At 74.0% G+C, this 19508-nt stretch carries 18 protein-coding genes; 8 read left to right on the top strand and 10 right to left on the bottom strand.

The features are described from left to right. The first annotated feature begins 15 nt into the window (after window positions 1–15). Window positions 16–585 carry a hypothetical protein gene (locus ACN9MM_RS30160; protein WP_426366867.1) on the top strand — a complete coding sequence of 190 codons (570 nt, stop codon included), beginning with the start codon at window positions 16–18 and terminating at the stop codon, window positions 583–585. Here ACN9MM_RS30160 and ACN9MM_RS30155 read toward each other — a convergent pair. The 3 genes from ACN9MM_RS30155 to ACN9MM_RS30145 form a co-directional block, all read right to left on the bottom strand. Beyond that, complete coding sequence (locus ACN9MM_RS30155) at window positions 563–1051, bottom strand: hypothetical protein (protein ID WP_426366866.1); 489 nt, start codon at window positions 1049–1051, stop codon at window positions 563–565. The two genes, ACN9MM_RS30160 and ACN9MM_RS30155, sit on opposite strands and share 23 nt — an antisense overlap. Before the next feature lie 99 nt (window positions 1052–1150). Further along, on the bottom strand, window positions 1151–2272 hold the full coding sequence (locus ACN9MM_RS30150) for a cytochrome P450 (RefSeq protein WP_426366865.1): 1122 nt from the start codon (window positions 2270–2272) through the stop codon (window positions 1151–1153). A gap of 129 nt (window positions 2273–2401) precedes the next feature. After that, window positions 2402–2950, bottom strand: a complete 549-nt coding sequence (locus tag ACN9MM_RS30145) for an FHA domain-containing protein (protein WP_382866699.1) — start codon at window positions 2948–2950, stop codon at window positions 2402–2404. A gap of 213 nt (window positions 2951–3163) precedes the next feature. Between ACN9MM_RS30145 and ACN9MM_RS30140 the strand changes: the two genes are divergently transcribed. Continuing rightward, window positions 3164–4162, top strand: coding sequence for a GNAT family N-acetyltransferase (locus tag ACN9MM_RS30140; protein ID WP_426366864.1), 999 nt, complete (start codon window positions 3164–3166; stop codon window positions 4160–4162). 60 nt (window positions 4163–4222) lie between these two features. Beyond that, entirely contained in the window at window positions 4223–5974 is a 1752-nt protein-coding gene (treZ, locus tag ACN9MM_RS30135) for a malto-oligosyltrehalose trehalohydrolase (protein ID WP_426366863.1), read from the top strand. An 18-nt stretch (window positions 5975–5992) separates the two neighbouring features. Here treZ and ACN9MM_RS30130 read toward each other — a convergent pair whose 3' ends face one another. The 4 genes from ACN9MM_RS30130 to ACN9MM_RS30115 all read right to left on the bottom strand — a co-directional run bounded on the left by ACN9MM_RS30130 (window position 5993) and on the right by ACN9MM_RS30115 (window position 9631). After that, the gene (locus ACN9MM_RS30130) at window positions 5993–7135 is read right to left on the bottom strand and encodes an aminopeptidase P family protein (protein ID WP_426366862.1); all 1143 of its coding nucleotides are present in this window, start codon (window positions 7133–7135) and stop codon (window positions 5993–5995) included. Window positions 7136–7211: 76 nt separating this feature from the next. Then, entirely contained in the window at window positions 7212–8171 is a 960-nt protein-coding gene (locus ACN9MM_RS30125; protein ID WP_426366861.1) for a hypothetical protein, read from the bottom strand. Between the two features lie 49 nt (window positions 8172–8220). After that, window positions 8221–9102, bottom strand: a complete 882-nt coding sequence (locus ACN9MM_RS30120; RefSeq protein WP_383672364.1) for a LysR family transcriptional regulator — start codon at window positions 9100–9102, stop codon at window positions 8221–8223. Window positions 9103–9106: 4 nt separating this feature from the next. Further along, window positions 9107–9631 (bottom strand): tetratricopeptide repeat protein, encoded by a 525-nt coding sequence (locus tag ACN9MM_RS30115; protein ID WP_426366860.1) that lies wholly within the window; start codon window positions 9629–9631, stop codon window positions 9107–9109. Window positions 9632–9727: 96 nt separating this feature from the next. Between ACN9MM_RS30115 and ACN9MM_RS30110 the strand changes: the two genes are divergently transcribed. Continuing rightward, the gene (locus ACN9MM_RS30110; protein ID WP_426366859.1) at window positions 9728–10501 is read left to right on the top strand and encodes a CTP synthase C-terminal region-related (seleno)protein; all 774 of its coding nucleotides are present in this window, start codon (window positions 9728–9730) and stop codon (window positions 10499–10501) included. A 64-nt stretch (window positions 10502–10565) separates the two neighbouring features. Here ACN9MM_RS30110 and ACN9MM_RS30105 read toward each other — a convergent pair whose 3' ends face one another. The 3 genes from ACN9MM_RS30105 to ACN9MM_RS30095 form a co-directional block, all read right to left on the bottom strand. Continuing rightward, a complete protein-coding gene (locus ACN9MM_RS30105) occupies window positions 10566–10733 on the bottom strand; it encodes a hypothetical protein (protein ID WP_426366858.1) in 168 nt (55 codons plus the stop codon). A 182-nt stretch (window positions 10734–10915) separates the two neighbouring features. Beyond that, window positions 10916–11551 (bottom strand): LuxR C-terminal-related transcriptional regulator, encoded by a 636-nt coding sequence (locus ACN9MM_RS30100; RefSeq protein WP_426366857.1) that lies wholly within the window; start codon window positions 11549–11551, stop codon window positions 10916–10918. Next, window positions 11539–12771, bottom strand: coding sequence for a sensor histidine kinase (locus ACN9MM_RS30095; RefSeq protein WP_426366856.1), 1233 nt, complete (start codon window positions 12769–12771; stop codon window positions 11539–11541). The genes ACN9MM_RS30100 and ACN9MM_RS30095 overlap by 13 nt, the downstream gene beginning before the upstream one ends. Before the next feature lie 182 nt (window positions 12772–12953). Between ACN9MM_RS30095 and ACN9MM_RS30090 the strand changes: the two genes are divergently transcribed. The 4 genes from ACN9MM_RS30090 to ACN9MM_RS30075 all read left to right on the top strand — a co-directional run bounded on the left by ACN9MM_RS30090 (window position 12954) and on the right by ACN9MM_RS30075 (window position 19508). Next, window positions 12954–13679 carry an ABC transporter ATP-binding protein gene (locus ACN9MM_RS30090; RefSeq protein ID WP_426366855.1) on the top strand — a complete coding sequence of 242 codons (726 nt, stop codon included), beginning with the start codon at window positions 12954–12956 and terminating at the stop codon, window positions 13677–13679. Beyond that, a complete protein-coding gene (locus ACN9MM_RS30085; RefSeq protein WP_426366854.1) occupies window positions 13676–16117 on the top strand; it encodes an FtsX-like permease family protein in 2442 nt (813 codons plus the stop codon). The genes ACN9MM_RS30090 and ACN9MM_RS30085 overlap by 4 nt, the downstream gene beginning before the upstream one ends. Window positions 16118–16421: 304 nt before the next feature. Next, window positions 16422–17783, top strand: a complete 1362-nt coding sequence (locus tag ACN9MM_RS30080; RefSeq protein WP_426366853.1) for a serine hydrolase domain-containing protein — start codon at window positions 16422–16424, stop codon at window positions 17781–17783. Between the two features lie 135 nt (window positions 17784–17918). Beyond that, window positions 17919–19508: an ABC transporter substrate-binding protein gene (locus ACN9MM_RS30075; RefSeq protein WP_426366852.1), complete on the top strand. Its 1590-nt coding sequence runs from the start codon at window positions 17919–17921 to the stop codon at window positions 19506–19508.

Below are 19508 nucleotides of genomic sequence, written 5' to 3'. Positions count from 1 at the left end.
GAAAAGATGATGATCATGACAAAGGATCAGACCGGACGGATCATCGGCGCCTCGTTCGGACTCGTGTTCATCCAGGCGAGCGCGGGCAGCCTGCCCCCGGCGGTCGCCGTCCCGCTGCGCGTACTGGCGCTCGCCGCGTTCCTCAAGGTGGCGGTCCTCGGGCGGCGCGGCCGGGCGGCGGTCGCGCCGGCGGCGACAGCCCCCGCGTCGGGCACCCGGTTCGGCCGGCGCTACTGGTACATCGTGGCGGCCGAGGCGCTCGGGCTCGTGGCCGGACTCCTGGTCATCGCCCGCGTGCTGCACGTCCCGCAGGCGGCCGTGGGCTGGATCGCCCTCGTCGTCGGCGTGCACTTCTCCGGCCTGGCGGTCGCCTGGCGCAGGCCCGCGCTCCACGCGCTCGGCGCGTCGATCGCGGCCTGCGGCGCCGCGGGCCTGGTGCTCGCGGCGCTCGGGGCCCCGACGGTCGCGATCCGCGTCGCCGCCGGAATCCTCCCCGGTGTCCTGCTGCTCGCCTCGGTCTGGCGGCCGGGCCGTACGGACCCGGCCGCGCCGACGGCGGAGGTCAGGAGCGGGACACCCGCGTGACCTCGCACTTGGTGTACTCGGAGCCGTCGCCGGATCCGGGGTACGCGGTGGAGAGTTCGGTGGTCTTGGAGGCGCCCGCCGCGACCGCGATGGCGGTCGTCCTGTTGGTGGCGGGGGCGACGGCGCCGCCCGCGTCGCCGGTGAACCTCACCGTGACGTCGTAGTCGTAGTCGAGGACGCCGTCGTTCTTGATGGTGATCCGGGCGACGAGGTTCTTGGTCGCCGGGTCGAACTTGCACTCGTCGATGGTCACGTCGCGGATGGCCTTGTTCGCGCTGCCCGAACCGCCGGACACGGAACCGGAGCTGCTGCTGCCCGAGCCGTCGTTGTCGCTGTGGTTGCTGCCGCTGCTGTGGCTGCCGCCCGAGCTGCCGCCGCAGCTGCCTCCGTGGGAGCCACGAGCACCGGTCAGGGCGACCACCGCGATGCCGAACACAGCGATGGCACGGACATGACGCATCTTCATGTTTGAATCCCCGTTGAAAGTGGTAGAACAAACGCCCGTTGACGAGCGCACGTCACCCTAACAGCGGTCGGGAGGCCCCTCGCCCGCCCCGGATCCGGCTCAGCCGCCCGGCCGGACGATCAGACTCCGGGGGGCGCGTGTGATCAGACCCGTGGCCACGGGACGGAAACCGTCGGCCAGCCGCAGCCGGGGCATGGCCGCGAAGAGGGCGCGCAGGGCGTACTCCGCCTCGAATCCGGCGAGCAGGACCGCCGGGCAGAAGCCCGCGCCGTACGTGAGCTGGCCCGGGTCGTCGCGGAACGGGTCGAAGCGGTCCGGTTCGCGGAAGCGCTCCGGGTCACGGCCCGCCGAGCCGACCAGCAGCGCGACGGACGCGCCCGCCGGGACCACCCCGCCGCTCACCGGCACCTCCGCGCTCGTCCGGCGCACGGCGATCTGCACGGGCGGATCCCGGCGCAGCGACTCGGCCCAGGCACGGGCGACGAGCCCGGCGGGGGCGTCACGGAGGGCGGCGACCTGGTCGGGGTCGTCCAGGACGTTGCCGAGGAAGGAGGCGAGCGCCTTCTCCCGTACGGCGATCTGACCGCCGCACTCCCCGGCGAGCGCGCCCGCCGCCCGGCCGCGGACGAGCCGCATCATGTCGCGGTAGGGCACGCCGACGGCCGCGGCGACGGTGCCGGCGGGCAGCCAGTGGCAGAAGTCCGCGACCAGATCGGCCTGGGGCCGTTCGGCGATCCGGCGGGCCAGGACGTAGGCGGTGCGTTCGGTGACCGCGCGCAGGGCCTCGATGTCGACGTCGACGTGGGCCCGCGCGCACGGCGGATCGCCGGGGCGGTGCCCGTGCGTGAAGCGTTCGTCGGTGAGGGCGGTGGCCACGTCCGCGTACCGGCTGAGGACCCAGGCCCGGAGCAGCGGGTCGTACGTGAGCGGGAACTCCTCGCGCAGGGTCCGGTGGATCCGGTGCGGGTCCCACGAGGCGCCGGGGTCGAGGGGGCTCGGCGCGACGGTCCGCCCGCCGGGCGGGACGGTTCCCGCCGTGGCGGGGTCGCCGAGGGTCCGCAGGCGGGCTCGGAGCGCGGGGGCTCCGGCGCGGACGCCGGGCTGCCCGGCGGAAGGTGCCGCCGGTGCCATCGACGGCAGTCTCGTCCAGGGGTCCCCGGACTCCTCGGGCCGCTCACTCCGTATGTCCCGGTCCGGCTCGCGGTTCGGCGCGTCGCTCATCTCGCCCCCTGTCGATCGGCGGTGGGTGGCGCGGCCGGAGATCCTGGCCCGCGTCTGCCCAGCCCAACACCGCGCGGGCCCCACCGCCCGCCGCGTACCGCCGAACGGGTGAACGCCCCGAGGTGGCGCTCAGTCGTGCGACAGCCGGAACGACATCTGGCCGAAGCCCACCACGTCGCCCGGCCGCACCACCACGGCGCCGGTGACCCGCCGCCCGTTGACGGTGGTGCCGTTCGTCGAGCCGAGGTCGCGCAGCACCCACATCCCGCCCTGCAGCGAGAGTTCGGCGTGCAGCCGTGACGCCGTCTCGTGGCTGAGCCGCAGCCCGTTCACCGGGTCGCGGCCGATCCGCAGCGGGTACGGACCGGGGCGCGGCAGCAGCAGCTTCGGCAGCCGCTCCGCACTCCAGGCACGCCCGATCCGCGCCGTGAACGCGGACATCCGCTCGACGGCGCCGACCACCCGCCGGGTCCAGGTGCCCTCGGTCCGCAGGTCGGCGGTGAGGACGGCGAGTTCGTCGGGGCGGCGGGCCTGGAGCGCGCGCTCCATCCGGAAGACGAAGGTGTCGTGCGAGAGGCGGCCCTGAGCGGCGCCCTCACGGAGCAGCACCAGCGCGCGGTCCCGCTCGGCGTCCGTCAGCCGAGGGGAGTTCGCCGGAAGCTCGAAAGGGGTCGTCACACCCGCGATTGTCGGTCCGCCGGGCCCGAAGTGTCCAGAAGGACCCCGAGCCCACCCCCCGAAGCCCCCCGCGCCCCTCCCCTGAAGCCCCCTGAACTCGGGCGCCCGGGCCGCTCGATCGGTCTCTGAGCGGGAAACTCCGTACCGGCCGCCGTCGGATCGCTGCTACGGTCTGCCGTCCTCACACCGTAGACCCCCAGGGGGAACCCAGACGTGACCGCGTCTTCACCGTCTTCTTCGCCGTCCACCACCGATCTCGTCGTCCGCCCGCTCGCCGGGCCCGAGGAACTCGACCTGTTCCTCCGCCTCACGTACTCGCTCGACCACGAGCTCGCCGACGACCTCGCCACCGGCCGCCGCCTCCCCGCGTGGATGTGGGTGGCGCTCGACGGCGACCGGCTCCTCGGCCGGCTCGCCTGGTGGACCCACGCGGCCGGCTCCGCACCGCAGGCGCTCGACTTCTTCGACCTCGCCCCGGAGCTCTCCGCCGAGGAGCGCGCCGAGGTCGGTGTGCGGCTCCTGGAGACGGCGACGGCCGCCGTGATCCCCGCGGGCGCGCAGCGCCCCGAGTTCGGGCGCTTCATGCCGGCGGACTGGCGGGAGGTCCCGGAGACCCGGGCCGTCCTGGAGTCCCTGTTCTCCGTCCTGGAGAAGACCGGTGCCCGTCCGCTGGTCGAGCGGCTGCGCCTGGAGTGGCGCCCCGGCACCCCGGTCCCGGAGCCGAAGGGCCGTCTGGAGTTCCGTCCCGTGCGGGACCGCGAGGACCTCCTCGCACTGATGACGCCGGTCATGGAGGGCACGCTCGACGGGCACGGCCAGTCCGACCTGGCCTCGGGCCTGTCGCTGCGGGAGGCGGCCGAGCTGCACTACGACGAGGAGCTCGCGCGCTTCTCCTCACCGCGCGAGTGGTGGCGGGTCGCCCAGCTGCCGGAGAGCGGCGAGCCGGTCGGCTTCGTCGTCCCCGCGCGGAACAACTACCACCACATCATCGCGTACCTCGGTGTGCTGCCCGACCACCGCGGGCACGGGTACATCGACGACATCCTGGCGGAGGGGACCCGGATCCTGGCCGCCGCCGACGTGCCCCGGATCCGCGCGGCGACGGACCTGGGGAACGTGCCGATGGCGGCGTCCTTCGCCCGCACGGGCTACGCGGTCTTCGAGCGCGCGATCAACTACGTGTGGGACGCGCCGGGCGAGTCGGGGTCCTGACTGCCAGGATGGTCGCGGTAGCCGTGGTGGAGTGACTGGACCGTCGACGAGGGGATTCCCGTGCTCTTCGAGGTGTGGGCGCCGAGCGCCCGTGACCGGGTGACGCTGGAGCTGAACGGCTCCGGCCATCCCCTGGACCGGGACGCCGAACGGGACGGCTGGTGGTCGGGCGTGGTGCCCGCCGCGGACGGCGACCGGTACGGCTTCTCCCTCGACGGCGGGCACGTGCTCCCCGACCCGCGCTCACGCCGGCTCCCCGACGGGCCCGACGGCCTGAGCGCGGTCGTCGACCACTCGGCGTACACCTGGCGGCACGAGTCACCGCGCCTGCGGCTGCGCGGCGCCGTCCTGTACGAGCTGCACATCGGCACGTTCACCCCGGAGGGCACGCTCGACGCGGCGGCCGCGCGGCTCGGGGAGCTCGCGGGCCTCGGCATCACCCATGTGGAGCTGATGCCGCTGTGCCCGTTCCCCGGGGTGCGGGGCTGGGGGTACGACGGGGTGGCGCCGTGGGCGGTCCACGAGCCGTACGGCGGACCCGGGGCGCTGAAGCGGTTCACGGACGCGGCGCACGGGCTCGGCATGGGCGTGGTCCTCGACGTGGTGCACAACCACCTGGGTCCGTCCGGGAACCATCTGCCGTCCTTCGGGCCGTACTTCACGGAGACCCACCACACGCCGTGGGGCGCGGCGGTGAACCTGGACGCGCCGGGCTCGGACGAGGTGCGCGCGTACTTCCTGGGGAGCGCGCTCGCCTGGCTGCGGGACTACCGGATCGACGGGCTGCGGCTCGACGCGGTGCACGCCCTGGCCGACACGCGGGCGCTCACGTTCCTGGAGGAACTCTCCTCAGCCGTCGACGAGTTGGCGAAGGAGCAGGGCCGTCAGCATTTCCTGGTCGCCGAGTCCGACCTCGCCGACCCGCGTACGACCACTCCGCGCACGCTCGGCGGCCTCGGCGTCCACGCCCAGTGGAACGACGACTTCCACCACGCCCTGCACACGGCCCTGACCGGCGAGTCCCAGGGCTACTACGCCGACTTCGCGCGGGCGCCCGTGGCGGCGCTCGCCAAGACGCTCACCCGTGTGTTCTTCCACGACGGCACGTACTCCGCCTTCCGGGGCCGCCACCACGGGCGCCCGGTGGACCGTGAACGCACCCCCGCCCACCGCTTCCTGGGCTATGCCCAGACGCACGACCAGATCGGCAACCGGGCCCTCGGCGACCGCCTCTCGGCCTCGCTCTCCCCCGGGCTCCTCGCCTGCGCGGCGACGCTCGTCCTCACCGGCCCGTCGGTGCCGATGCTGTTCATGGGCGAGGAGTGGGGGGCGAGCACGCCCTGGATGTACTTCACCGACCACACCGACCCGGAGCTCGCGGAGGCCGTACGGCAGGGCAGGCGGCGGGAGTTCGCGGCGCACGGCTGGTCCGAGGACGAGGTCCCCGACCCGCAGGAGGCGGCCACCCGGGACCGCTCGGTCCTGGACCGGACCGAGCGCGAGCGGGACCCGCACAAGCGGCTCCTCGCCTGGCACCGCCAGCTCATCGCGCTGCGCCGCACCCTGCCCGACCTGACGGACCCGGACCTGGGGGGCGTGAAGGTCGCCTTCGACGAGGAGGCCCGCTGGCTGGTCTTCCGGCGCGGGGACCTGCGGGTGGGCGTCAACCTGGGCGAGGAGCCCGTGGAGATCCCCCTCGGGTCCAACGGCCGCGACCGGGTCCTGGCGTCCTGGGACCCGGTCGACGCCCCGGCGGCGGACGGCCTGCTCCGCCTCCCGGGCGAGTCGGCGATCGTCCTGACGGACGGCTGACGCGCCCGGGGCCGTCGGCTACTCGACGATGGCCATCTCGTGCGGGGTGTTGTTGAAGCGGCGCCCCGCACCGTCCTCGGTGGCCGTGACGATGTCCTCGATGCGGACGCCGAAGCGGCCCGGGAGGTAGACGCCCGGTTCGATGGAGAAGCACATGCCGGGGACGACGGGGAGCTCCTCGCCCTCGATCATGTACGGCGGCTCGTGGGTGGTGACGCCGATGCCGTGGCCGGTGCGGTGGATGAAGTACTCGCCGTAGCCGGCGTCCGTGATGACCTTGCGGGCCGCCCGGTCGACCTCCTGGCAGGCGACCCCGGGGCGTACCGCCTCGAAGCCGGCCTGCTGGGCCTCGCGGACGAGGTCGTGGACGCGGCGCTCCTCGTCGGTGGGCTCGCCGACGTGGACGGTGCGGGTGGTGTCGGAGCCGTAGCCGTGCTTGAGGCCGCCGAAGTCGAGGACGACCATGTCGCCGCGCTCGATGACCCGGTCCCCGGCCTCGTGGTGCGGGTTGGCGCCGTTGGGTCCGGAGCCGACGACGGTGAAGTCGACCTGGGAGTGGCCGAACTCCATGAGCAGCCGGGCGAGGTCGGCGGCGACGTCGGTCTCCTTGCGGCCCGCGAAACGGACCTTGAGGATCTCGCCGTACGCCTGGTCGGCGGCGGCTCCGGCGGCCGCGATCCGGGCCAGCTCGTGGGCGTCCTTGACGCCCCGGAGCATCGGCAGGGCCTCGGTGAGGGAGACGTACGCGGTGCCGGGGAGGGCCTTCTGCAGGCCGAGGAGATGCATGGCCCAGGCGTTGTCGCTGACGCCGAAGCGGCCGTCGACGTCGAGGAGCGGGGCGGTGACGGCGTACGGGTCCTTGCCGTCGGTCCAGTCGCGCAGCGTGAGCGCGGCGGCTCCGGTGGCCTTCTCGGCGTCGGGCGCCTCCAGGGTGGGGACGACGAGGACCGGCTCCTGTCCGGCGGCGAGGACGAGCACGGTGAGGCGTTCGGTGATCGCGGTCGGCTGGTAGCCGGTCAGGTAGACCAGGTCGGGTCCGGGGGCGACGAGCACGCCCGCGAGACCGGCTTCGGCGGCGGACTCGGCGGCCCGGGCCATCCGGGCCCGGTAGTCGTCCGCGGTGAAGGGCACGACCTCGTCGGTCGCGTGGCTGCTCGGCATGGGGGCCTCTCCTCGGCGTCCTCGTCCGGTCCGTCGTACAGCATCCTGCCGGGCGGGGCCGCGGGCCGCGACCGGATCAGCGGCGGTCGGGCCCCTGGGCGATGAGGCGTTCCAGGAGGTCGTGGAAGTCGTCGCCGACGACGATCCGCAGCTCGCCCCCGTCCGCGTCGTGCTCGCTGAGCTGGGTGAGGGTGCCGCCGCGCCACCAGAAGACGTACGGGCTGATGGCGCCCGGCACGTCCTCGTACCCGGCGGCGGCGAAGGAGGCCATCGCGCCGAGGGCCGGGATGATCGAGGTGTCCCGGATGGGGTGGAAGGCCAGCTGGTGCCGGAAGGGCAGGGCGACGAGGGCGCCGTGCTCGCCGAGCGGGAGGCCGGTGACCCGCTGGACGACGCCGTCGAGGTCGAGGACGCGGCTGGCGGTGTAGAAGGAGTCGCCGAGGATGATCTCGAAGCACATGCCGTCGGCGTCGCGGACGGTCTCGTGCTCCTCGACGGGCAGCCCGCGCAGGTTGCGCAGGGCGCGGTCGCGGAGCTGCCGGTGGTCCCCGAGCCGTTCCAGCGCCTCGTCGGTGAGCATCATGACGCTCTCCGGCAGGTCGAGGGCGAGGACCTCGTACAGGCCGGGGGCGACGGTCCTGGCGTAGCCGAAGGCGGCGGCGTCGATGCCGTCGCCGCTGACGACCCGGGGGTAGAGCTGGGCCCGGATCTGCTCGGGCGGCAGCGTGTCGAGCGCGGAGGGGCCGTCCATGGCGCGGACGACGAGACCGATGTGGCGGTGGATCATGCCGGGCCAGACGCGGGGGCCGCGCCGGTCCTGGTGGCAGACGGCGGCGAGGTTGCCGAGGCCGAAGCGGCGGCCCTTGTCGTCGATGACGTGGCCGGCGTAGACGGTGACCTCCAGGCCGAGTTCGGCGAAGGTCTCGCGGACCCGCCCGCGGAACAGCGCGGCCTCGCGCTGGGAGAAGTACGCGAACTCGGGATCCCTCGGTGCGTCGTCGCCGTCCCGCCTGGGTCCTCGTCGCAGCCACCCCACGCCCGTCCGCCTTCCGTCGCCGTTGCGCACAGGGTAGCGAGTGCGGGTGTCAGCTCTTGAGTCGTCGGGCGAACTCGGCCACCGGACCGGACGGTTCGCGGCCCGCGCCGGCCGGAAGGAGCAGTTCGGTGCGGTGGACGAGACGGGGCGCGACCAGGGGGACGACGGCCGCGCCGTGGACGTCCGCCGCCGCGGACAGCGGCAGCAGGGCCAGGCCCCGCCCGGCGGCCGCGAGGGCGGCGAGGGTGCGGGTGTCGGTGCCGTCGTAGCGCAGGCCGGTGCGGAAGCCGCGTCCGGCGGGCCCGCCGTGGACGGCCCTGAGCCGGTCGAGGGGGATTCCGGCGGCGGGCGCGTCCAGCCAGCGGGCGTCGACGAGGTCGTCGAGGCGGAGCCCGGTGCGCGCGGCGAGCGGATGGGGGGCGGGCAGGACGACGGCGAGCGGTTCCTCGGCGACGCCGGTCGCGGCGAGCGGGGCGACGTCGGGCAGCCGCAGCGGGTCGCTGGGGGCGGCGATCCCGTCGACGAGCCCGGCGTCGGCCTCGCCGGTGGCGACCGCGACGGGCACCCGTTCGCGGGGCAGCGCGCGCAGGGTGACGCCGGTGGCGGGCAGTGCGGCGAGGGTGCGGGCGGTGAGGGCGAGCGGGGAGGCGGCGACGTCCAGGGTCGCGCGGGGCGCGGCGGCGAACCGGTCGAGGTCGGCGCGGGCCGCGTCGAGGCGGAGCAGCAGCGCCCCGGCGTGTTCGAGGAGCCGCTCCCCGGCCGGGGTGGGGGCGACGGGCCGCCGGGTGAGCAGGGGCAGTCCGAGGTCGGTCTCCAGGGCGGCGATGTGCTGGGAGACGGCGGACTGGGTGTAGCCCAGCTCGCGCGCGGCCTCGGAGAAGGACGCGAGCCGGGCGACGGTGACGTACGTGCGGAGGAGGTGCGGGTCCACCGGATCAGGATCCGAAGGGGGTCTTCAGGAGGTCCTTGGCGTAGTACGCGAGGGAGCGGTTGTAGCGGGGCAGCAGGGGTGCGAGGGCGCCGAGCGCGAGGGAGGCGGCCTCGCGGTCGCGGCCGGTGTCGGCGAGGGCGAGGGCCAGGAAGGCGTCGACGGCGCCGGCCAGGGCCCGCTCGTCGGCGTCGAGCCGGTCGGCGGGGATGTCCCGCTCGGCGGTGAGGAGCTCGACGCTACGGTCGGGGCGGCCGAGGTTGCGCAGGCTGCTGGCGAGCTGGATGACGGCGCGGCGGCGGCGCAGCCCGGTGAGGCCGAGGTCCAGGGCCCGCCGGTAGTGGGTGACGGCCTCCTCGGGCATGCCGGTGGAGTCGTGGGCGGCGCCCTGCTCGAAGACGGCGGCCGGGTCGTCGGCGGGCCGCTCGGCGGCGAGGGCGGCGACGCGGGCGCGGAAGTCGGCGGGCTCGTGGTCGTCGAGGCGCTCCCAGAGCGCGGCGAGTCGGGTCTCCCAGTCGTGATCGTTCGTCATGCGGCCACCCTAGCCAAGTCGGGATAAGCATCCGTGATGGAGGAAGCAGGAATCATCGTTGGACGTGAAGGAGGGGGGCCGCCGAGCATGATGCCCATGACGACGAACACGACCGCCGCCCCCCGCACCCCCCGGATCGCCCTGGTCGGCGACCGCTCCCCGCACGTCCGCTCCCACGTCCGGATCCCGGTCCTCCTCGACGCCCTCGCCGAGCGGGACGGGCTCGCGCTCGACGCGTACTGGATCCCTACGGCCGACGCGGAGGCCCCCGGCGCGGTGAAGGGCTTCGACGCGGTGTGGGTGCTGCCGGGGAGCCCGTACGCGAGCGAGGCGGGGGCGCTGGCGGCGATCCGTACGGCCCGCGAGGACGGCATCCCCTTCCTGGGCACCTGCGCCGGCTTCCAGCACGCCCTGATCGAGTACGCGCGGGACGTCTGCGGCCTGGAGCGGGCGGCGCACGCCGAGAACGACCCGTCGGCCGACACGGACGACCTGCTGATCGCCCCGCTCGCCTGCTCGCTCGTCGGCCACGAGGGCGTCGTACGGGTCACCCCCGGCTCCCTCGCCGAGAAGGCGCTGGGCACGGAGCGGACGACGGAGCGGTACCACTGCAACTACGGCGCCGACAGCCGCCACCTGGACGCCCTGCGGGCCCACGGCCTCCGCTTCACGGGCGCGGACGAGGAGGGCGGAATCCGCATCGCCGAACTCCCCTCGCACCCCTTCTTCCTGGCCACCCTGTTCCAGCCGGAACTGGCGGGCGACGGCACCCGCCCGCACCCCCTGGTCCGCGCGCTGGCCGTGGCGGCGGTGGAGCACGCGGGGGGCGGGGCCGACGAGCGGACGTACCGGTTCCGGGAGGCGTCCTGACAGACGGAAGAGGCTGTCCGGATCGCGCCGGACAGCCTCTTCGTTTCTTACCCGCTCGTGCGGATCACTCCTTGCTGCCGCTCAGCCACAGGCCGAGTGCCGAGCCTACGAAGACGACGCCCGAGCCCACCGAGGCCAGGACCCTGGTGGCGCCGGTGTAGTCGGCGAAGGTGCTGACGTAGACCGCGGCGGCGGTGGAGATGGCGAGCAGCAGCCAGAGTGCGGGCCTCATGGGGTTCCTCCTGGGTGTGTCCCTGTCGTCCCTCTGTGGGGCGGCAAGAGCGGGTGGCTTACGTCTTCCACTCTCGCCGCCGGCCCCTTTCCGGCACATCGGGTCCTGCTCCCGAACCGCGGGTGTAGCGCGCTACACCCGCGGGGTGGGGACGGCGACCGCCGTCACGGCCCGTGACGGGCTCACTCCTTCAGGTAGGCGAGGACGGCCAGGACCCGGCGGTGGCCGCTGTCGCTGGGGGGAAGGTTCAGCTTGGCGAAGATGTTGCCGATGTGCTTGCTGACCGAGCGCTCGGTGATGAACAAGGTGGTCGCGATCGTCGGGTTGTCGAGGCCCTGGGCCATGAGGCTGAGGACCTCGCGTTCCCGCGGGGACAGCGCGTCCAGGGGGTCGCGGCGGGTCATGAGCTGGGAGACCACGTCGGGGTCGAGCGCCGTGCCCCCGGCGGCGACCCGCTCCAGGGCCTGCTGGAACTCCTCGATGCGGGAGACCCGGTCCTTGAGCAGATAGCCGACGCCGGAGGCGCCCTGGCCCAGCAGTTCGGCTGCGTAGCTCTCCTCGACGTACTGGGACAGGACGAGGATGGGCAGGCCCGGCATCAGCCTGCGGGCCTCGATGGCCGCCTTGAGGCCCTCGTCGCGGAATCCGGGAGGGAGCCGGACGTCGAGCACGGCCGCGTCGGGACGGTGTTCGAGCAGCGTGGGCACCACTTCGGGCCCGCTCCCCACGACGGCGACGATCTCGTGACCGACGTCCTCCAGCAACAGAATCAGGCCCTCGCGGAGAAGGACGTTGTCCTCCGCGATCACGATCCGCACGGCAGTACCACCTCAATCGTCGTTCCGGAACCGACAGGGCTGTCGATCCTCGTCGTACCGTCCAGGGCGGCGACGCGCTGGCGTACACCGGCCAGTCCGCTTCCCGTGCCGGCTCCCGGCACCGCGCCGCCACGCCCGTCGTCCTGGACGAGGACGCGCAGCCCGGTCCGTTCGTACCGGAGGGACACCCGCGCCTGCCGCGCTTCGCTGTGCCGGGCGATGTTGGTGAGGGCCTCGGCGACCACGAAGTAGGCGGCGGCCTCGACGGCGGCCGGCGGCCGGCGGGCGGGGTCGGGCAGGTCGAGGGCGACCGGGATCGTACGTCCCGCGGCGAGCGCGCGGATGGCGCCGTTCAGCCCGCGGTCGGACAGGATCGGCGGGTGGATGCCGCGGATCACGGTACGCAGCTGCACGAGTGCCTCGTCCACGGTCGTCCTGGCGTCGAGGATGAGTTTCCTCGCGCCCGCGGGGTCCTTGTCGAACCTGCGGTCGGCCAGGCCGAGCCGCATGGCGACCACGACGAGCTGCGCCTGGGTGCCGTCGTGCAGGTCCCGCTCGATCCTGCGGAGTTCCGCTTCGTGGGCCTGGAGCGCCCCGGCCCGGGAGGCGGTCAGCTCCTCGATCCGGCGTCCGGCACCGGTCCAGTTCCCCAGCAGCATCTCCGCGATGCGGGTCTCCAGCCGGGCGGCGGCGGGGGCCAGCCAGAGGAAGAGGAGGGTGAAGATCCAGACGCAGACCGCCGACAGGACGATCGCCTGCAGCCAGGTCGTCAGGGGAGCGGCGAGGAGGGTGAGGGTGCCGCTGGGGACGGTCCACCACCACATCGGGATCGAGAGGGTCAGCAGGAGGCTGAAGAGGACGCCGAGGACGAGGACGGGCAGGACCACGCCGACCACGCCGTGGACCAGCATCCACGCCACGTCCTTGCCGGTCGCGGGGGACCGCAGCAGCTGCAGGGTCTGCCGGCGGGCGCTGCCCTGGAGTGCCGGGTACGGGCGTCGCACCGGACGGCCGAGGCGTCGTTCCGCGCGCCGGCGCTCGGCGTCGGCGAGGGACCGCAGGGGGCGGATCGCCCAGGGCAGTACCGGCGCGACGATCAGCGTGACGCAGACGAGCGGCACCAGCACGTAGCCGGCCAGGGACAGCAGGGCGGTCACGAGGCCGCCGAGGAGATACCACGTGGAACGCAGGCTGTGGCGTGCGCGTGCCTTCAGGTCCATGGTTCACGACGGTACGTCACGGTGGATTCCCTGTCCTACCTCCCCCGCTCCACCTCGATGGTGGAGCGGGCTACACCCGCGGTGCGGGGGTGCGACCGCTGCCGGCCTCCCCTGTCCCGAGCCTAGTTTCGAAGCCTGATCCTGACCGACCGAGGGCATCGAAGGGCCACATCATGCGACGGATGACGACGAGCGGGGAGGCGCCGTACGCCGTGTCCCTGGACCAGGTTTCCAAGTCGTACGGCGGGGTGACCGCGCTGGAGCAGGTGAGCTGGGGGTTCCGCACCGGCAGCTTCACCGCGATCATGGGCCCGTCCGGCTCGGGCAAGAGCACGTTCCTGCACTGCGCGTCCGGCCTCGACCGGCCGACGAACGGATCGGTCCGGCTGGGCGGCGTGGACATGGGCGGGCTGCGCGAGGCCGAGCTGACCCGGCTGCGCCGCGAGCGGATCGGTTTCGTCTTCCAGGGCTACAACCTGATGCCGTCGATGAGCGTCGAGCGGAACATCACCCTCCCGCTGTCCCTCGGCGGCCGGAAGGCCGACCGGCAGTGGCTGACGGAGGTCGTCCACCGGGTCGGTATGGCGGGCCGGCTCGGGCACCTCCCCTCGCGGCTGTCCGGTGGCCAGCAGCAGCGCGTGGCGGTCGCCCGGGCACTGGTGACGCGCCCCGAGATCGTCTTCGCCGACGAGCCGACGGCCGCTCTCGACCCCAGGTCGGCCGGGCACGTCCTGAAGCTGCTGCGGGAGGCGGTCGACGAGATGGGACGGACCGTCGTCCTCGTCACCCACGATCCGGCGGCGGCCGCGTGGGCCGACAGCGTCGTCTTTCTCGGAGGGGGGCGGATCGTCGACGAACTGACCGCTCCGTCCGCGGACGCCATCCTGGCCCGCTGGGACTCGCTGTGAGGCGCGGGATCGCCGCGGGCGTGGCGGCGGCGCTGCTCTTCGCCGCCGCGCTGACGGGTGCGTTCGGCGTCCTTCTCGAATCGGCGCTGCGGGCGCACGGGGCGGTCGACCGTTATGCCCCGGCCGTGGCCGTCGTCGCCGCGAGCCAGCGGGTCGAGATGACCGTGGACTCCGGTGAGTCCGAGCGCACGGAGGTCAGACCGCTGCTGGAACGGGCACGTGTGCCGATCGCCCCGGTCGAACGGCTGGAGGAGGTGCCGGGGGTCATACGGGTCGTCGCGGACGTGTCCGTCCCCGTCGTCGCCGCCGACGGCACCGAACTCACCGGTCACGGATGGGAGTCGACCGCGCTCGACCCGGTCGAACTGCGGTCGGGGCGTGCCCCGCGGGCACCGCACGAGGTGGCGATGGCAGCGGGGAGCGGCCGGGCGGTCGGGGACACCGTCCGTCTTCAGGCGGGCGGCCGGGCACCGGAGCCGTACCGGGTCAGCGGCCTGGTGTCGGGTGGTTCGGGCGCGGACGGCGCCGTCCGCGCGAGCGTGTGGTTCGACGACAGGACGGCGCGGACGCTCGGCGGCCATCCCGGACGCGCCGACGCACTGGTGGTCCTCGGCAAAGGGAGCACGTCCCCCGAGGAGCTCGGCGCTGCGGCCCCGGGCCTGCTGGTCGCGACCGGTGCCGCACGCGGAGACGTCGAGAACCCGGGGGTGGCGGCGGCGCGGCTCGACCTGATCGGGGTGAGCGCGTCCATCGGCGGCATCGCCCTGCTGGTCGTGCTGCTGATCCTGACCGGACTGCTGGACATCTCCGTACGGGACCGGACTCGCGAACTCGCGGTGATGCGCGCCATCGGCGCCACCCCGCGGCAGGTGCGGCGGCTGATCGTCCGCGGCACCCTGAAGGTCGCCGTGCCCGCCGCACTCCTCGGCGGCCTGGGATCGCTCGGGCTCGGCGCGGTCCTGCACCGCTTCATGGCCGATCACGGTGTCCTCCCGCGGGAGCTGGCGCTCGTACTGGGTCCGCTGCCCGTCGCCGGCACCGTGCTGCTCACCGTGCTCACCGCGGTCGGCTCCGCCTGGCTCGCGGCCAGGCGCGTCTCCCGCGTCCGGCCGGTCGAGGCCCTGGGCGAGGCGGCGACGGAGCCGGCGCGGCTGCCGCGCTGGCGGATGGTCACCGGGCTCTTCTTCCTGGCCGTCGGGCTGGGCGCGGCCTCCACGGCGCTCGCCTTCGGCGGGCAGATCGCCAGGGCGGCCATGGGCGGACTGGCGCTCACGCTGATCTGGGCCGCCGCGCTCCTGGGTCCCTGGATCGCGCGGGCCGGTATCCGCGTCCTGAGCCCTCCGCTGCGGCTGCTCTTCCCGGTGCCGGGCCGGCTCGCCGCGGAGACGGCCTCCGTCGCCGCCGTCCGGCTGGCGTCGGTGATCACACCGATCGCGCTGGCGCTCTCCTTCGGGGCCGGTCAGCTCTTCGTCCAGACCACGGCCGTCAACGCCACCCGTACCCAGTCGGCGGCCGGCCTGCTCGCGGACCACGTGCTCGTCGCGGACGGTCCGGGCGTGCCGAGCGCGGCGTACGAGGACGTACGCAGGACGCCCGGGGCGGACGCGGTGACGGCAGTCAAGCGCACCACCGTCGTGAAATCGGTCGGCGACCAGCTCCAGTCGCTGCCCGCGCAGGGCCTCAAGGGCGCCCTGTCGAACCTGGATCCGGGTGTCACCTCGGGTTCGCTGGCCGCACTGCGCGGCGACGACACCGTCGCGGTCAGCTCGAACGTCGGCGACAGCGACGACGTCGGCGAGACCATGTCCTTCTGGCTCGGCGACGGCACTCTGATCCACCCCCGGGTCGTCGCCGTCTACGACCGCGGGATGGGCTTCGGTGACGTCCTGCTGCCGCACGACCTGGTCGCCGCGCACGTCACCGACGGGGGTCATGACGACTACCTGCTGGTGAGCGGGGACGCCGACCTCCGGCCGGTGGCCGGGCGCCTCCCCGGGGTACACGCCACCTCCGCGTCCGCGTACGGTGCGGCGCTGACCGAGCAGGCGCGCAGCCAGGGCCTTCCGGGTCTGATGGCGGTCGCGGCCATCGCCCTGTTCACCCTGATCGGCGTGGTGACCACGCTGGCCGTCGCCACCGCGTCCCGCCGGCGCGAGCTGGCCCTGCTCCGTCTGATCGGGGCGACGCGCCGCCAGGTCCTGTCCATGCTGCGGCTGGAGACGCTGCTGGTCCTCGGGACGGGCACGATCGTCGGCGCGCTGGTGGCGGCCCTGACCCTGCTGACCTTCGCCCTCGCGGTGACGGGGCTGCCCGCGCTGTCCGTCTCCGCCGCCGTGTGCGTCGCCATCCTGGGCGTGGTCTGTCTGGCGGGCATGTCGGCGGTCATGCTGCCGGCACGGCGGCTGGTACGCCGTCGCGGCTCGCCCCGGATCGAGTAGGAGGCCGTGCGTCCCGGGTGCGCCCGTCTTCGGACGGGGACACCACCACGCCGTCGCGGCTCGCCCCGGATCGAGTAGGAGGCCGCGCGTCCCGGGTGCGCCCGTCTTCGGACGGGCGCACCACGCGCACTCCGTTCCTTCGTGCTCCACGACGATCACAGGCCGGGTGCCCGCTTCCTACCGTTCACCCATCGCCCCGAACGGCTCACGGGGCACGGCGGGACCCGACGGCGATTCCCGCCCGCGACCTCCCGTTCCCCGCCGCTCGACCACGAGCGGCTCTCTCTCCATCGGAGGCAATCCCATGAAATCCGAGGATCTGCGCGAACGGCTCGCCGAGGTGGCCGAGCGACACGGCATCCCGGGGGCGAGCATCGCCGTCCTGCACGGCGACGAGGTCACCGAAGCTGCCTACGGCGTGCTCGACCGGGACTTCGGCTACCCGGTGACCACCGACTCGGTCTTCCAGACCGGATCGATCACCAAGGTGTGGACGGCCACCCTGATCATGCAGCTGGCCGACGAGGGACTGCTCACGCTGGACTCCCCGGTCGCCGACCTCCTGCCCGGCTTCCGAGTCGCCGACGCCCACACCTCCACTTCCGTGACGGTACGTCAACTCCTCTGTCACACCGGAGGGTTCGAGGGCGACATCTTCTCCGACCACGGCCCCGGCGACGACGCCGTCGAGCGTTTCGTGGCGGCGCTGCCCACCCCCGCCCGACAGCTCTTCCCGGCCGGCGAGATGTTCTCGTACTGCAACAGCGGCTACGTCGTCCTCGGACGGATCATCGAGGTGCTCACGGGCCTGACGTGGGAGGCGGCCCTGCACGAGCGGATCGCCGCGCCCCTCGGGATGACCCACGCCGTCACCTCACCGGGCCGGGCGATCCGGCACCGGGTCGCCATGGGCCACGTCACCGGACCTGACGGCGAGCCGGTGAAGGCACCGTTCTGGGAGATGCCGCGCTCCAACGCCCCGGCCGGCGCCACCCTGACGCTGACCGCCCGTGACCAGCTGCGCTTCGCGCGGTTCCACCTCGCCGACGGCCTGGCCCCCGACGGCACCCGCCTGTTGAGCGAGGCGTCCGCCGCCGCCATGCGTCGCCCCGAGGTCGTGGTCCCCGGCTCGGGACGGCTGGGCGATCACTGGAGCCTCGGGTGGGAGATCTTCGACTGGGAGGGCGGTCCGGTCATCGGCCACGACGGCGGCACCATGGGCCAGACCGCCCTGCTCCGCGCCGTCCCGGGCAAGAACGTGGCGGTGGTGATCCTCATCAACGGCGGCGAGTTCTTCGGCCTGCACGGACTGGTCACGGAACTCCTCGCCGAACTCGCCGGGGTCACCGTCCCCCCGATGCCCACCCCGCCGGCCGAACCTCCCGCGGTCGACCCGCGGTACTTCGCCGGACGGTACGAGTCGGTCACCCAGCGGGCCGAGGTGACCGAGACCGAGGACGGCCTCCGGGTCGTCCTGTGGCCGCTCGGCCCGAGCGCGGAACTGCACGGCACCGATCCCCTGAGCGACCTGACGATGGTCCCGCTCGACGCGCGCACGCTCATCAGCGCGTCACGGGCGAACGGCGAGTTCCCGACCGTCACCTTCCTCGGGGACGGCGACCGGGCCGCGTACCTGCACGGGACGCGTGCCATCCCCCGCGCCTGAACGTCCGCACCGCACCCGGCCCACCGGCCCTCGCGCCGGTGGCCGCCCGGGCCGGCCACCGCGCCGGCTCCATCGCCCCGCCCCGCCCCGCCAGGCCGACGGGCTCCAGGTCCGTCATCAGTAAGGAGACACACCATGACCTCACCGAGGAGGGCCGCCGGACGACGCGAGCGGGCGGCCTGTGCGCTCGCCGTGGTCACGGCGACAGCGCTGATGTCCACCGCCTGCGGCGGCGGGGCCTCCGCCGACGGGGCGTGGACGGTCACCCTCGCCATCCACTCCGATCCGGGCACCCTCACTCCCCTCGGCACCATCGACAGCACGGCGCTGATGATGAACAGGTTCGCCTACACGACCCTGGTACGCGTCGCCGCCGACGGGTCGACGACCGCCGGGGCGGCCGAGAGCTGGTCGGTCCGCGACGGCCGCGCACGCTTCGTCCTGCGCCCCGGGCTGACCTGTGAGGACGGCAGCCCGCTCACGGCCACCGATGTCGCCGCCGGCTACAACCACGTCGCCGACCCCGCGAACCGGTCACCGCTGCTCGGACTCGCGGTGCCCGCCAACGCGCGGGCGACGGCCACGGCGGACGAGTCGACCCGGACGGTCACCGTCACCACCTCGGGCTCCGCCCCGTTCCTCGTGGAGATGGCCCGCATGCTGCCCCTGGTGTGCCGCAAGAGCCTCACCGATCCGTCCCGGCTCGCCCGGGCGACCGCCGCCACGGGCGCCTACCGGCTCGCGGAAGCCGTCCCCGGGGACCACTACACCTACGTGCGCCGGACGGATCCGGCCGGGACCGGCCCGGCGTCCGCGGACGCCGCCGGGCCGGGGAAGCTGGTCTTCAAGGTCGTCGCCGACGAGTCGACGACGGCCAACCTGCTGCTCGGCGGGCAGATCGACGCGGGTCAGGTCAGCGGGCCGGACGCGGAGCGCCTGATCGCGGCGGGCGTTCCGTGGAAGGGCACCAGGACGCCGATCGGCCAGTTCCTGTTCAACGAGTCCCCGGCCCGGCCCACCGCCGCGCAGGCCGTCCGGCGGGCCCTGGTCGGCGCCCTCGACCTGCGGCGGCTCGGCTCCGTCTCCACCGGCGGCGCCGGAACGCCCGCCACCAACCTCGGGGAGACCCCTCCGACCCCCTGCACCGGCGACACCGTGACCGGGAACGTGCCGCCGCACGACCCGGCGAAGGCCGAGGCCGCGCTGACCGGTGCCGGCTGGAGGAAGAACGGCGGCGTCTGGGAGAAGGACGGCCGGACGCTCTCCGTCACCCTGGTGCATCCCGTCATCGCCGGGCCGCAGGTCACGGCGGCGGTCGAACTGACCGTCAAGGAGTGGAACGCCTTCGGGGTGAAGGCCACCGCCAAGCCGATCGACGGCTCCGGCCTGATCGCCGCGCTCTCGCTCGGCGACTGGGACGTGGCCTGGAGCCCGATCAGCGTGCCGCTGCCCGATCAGCTGACCCGCTTCTTCGACGGTCCTCCTCCGCCGGCCGGCAGCAACCTCGGCTCCGTGGACAACCCGGACTACCGACGGCTGGCCGCCGAGGCCGCCGCCCTCCCCGGCCGGGCCGGCTGCCCGCTGTGGGACCGGGCCGACGCCGAGCTGATCCGGCGCACCGACGTCACCCCGTTCGCCGACGGCACGGTCCGGACGTTCGGCAAGGGCATCCGTTTCGAGGTCGACGGCGGCGGCATCGTCCCCGGCAGTCTGCGCAGGGGGTGA

Origin of the sequence: Streptomyces sp. E-08 (assembly GCF_049913095.1) — a bacterium.
Classification (GTDB): Bacteria; Actinomycetota; Actinomycetes; order Streptomycetales; family Streptomycetaceae; genus Streptomyces.
The sequence above is the reverse complement of the archived record's forward strand: the minus strand, read 5'-3'. Positions and strand labels throughout refer to the sequence as shown.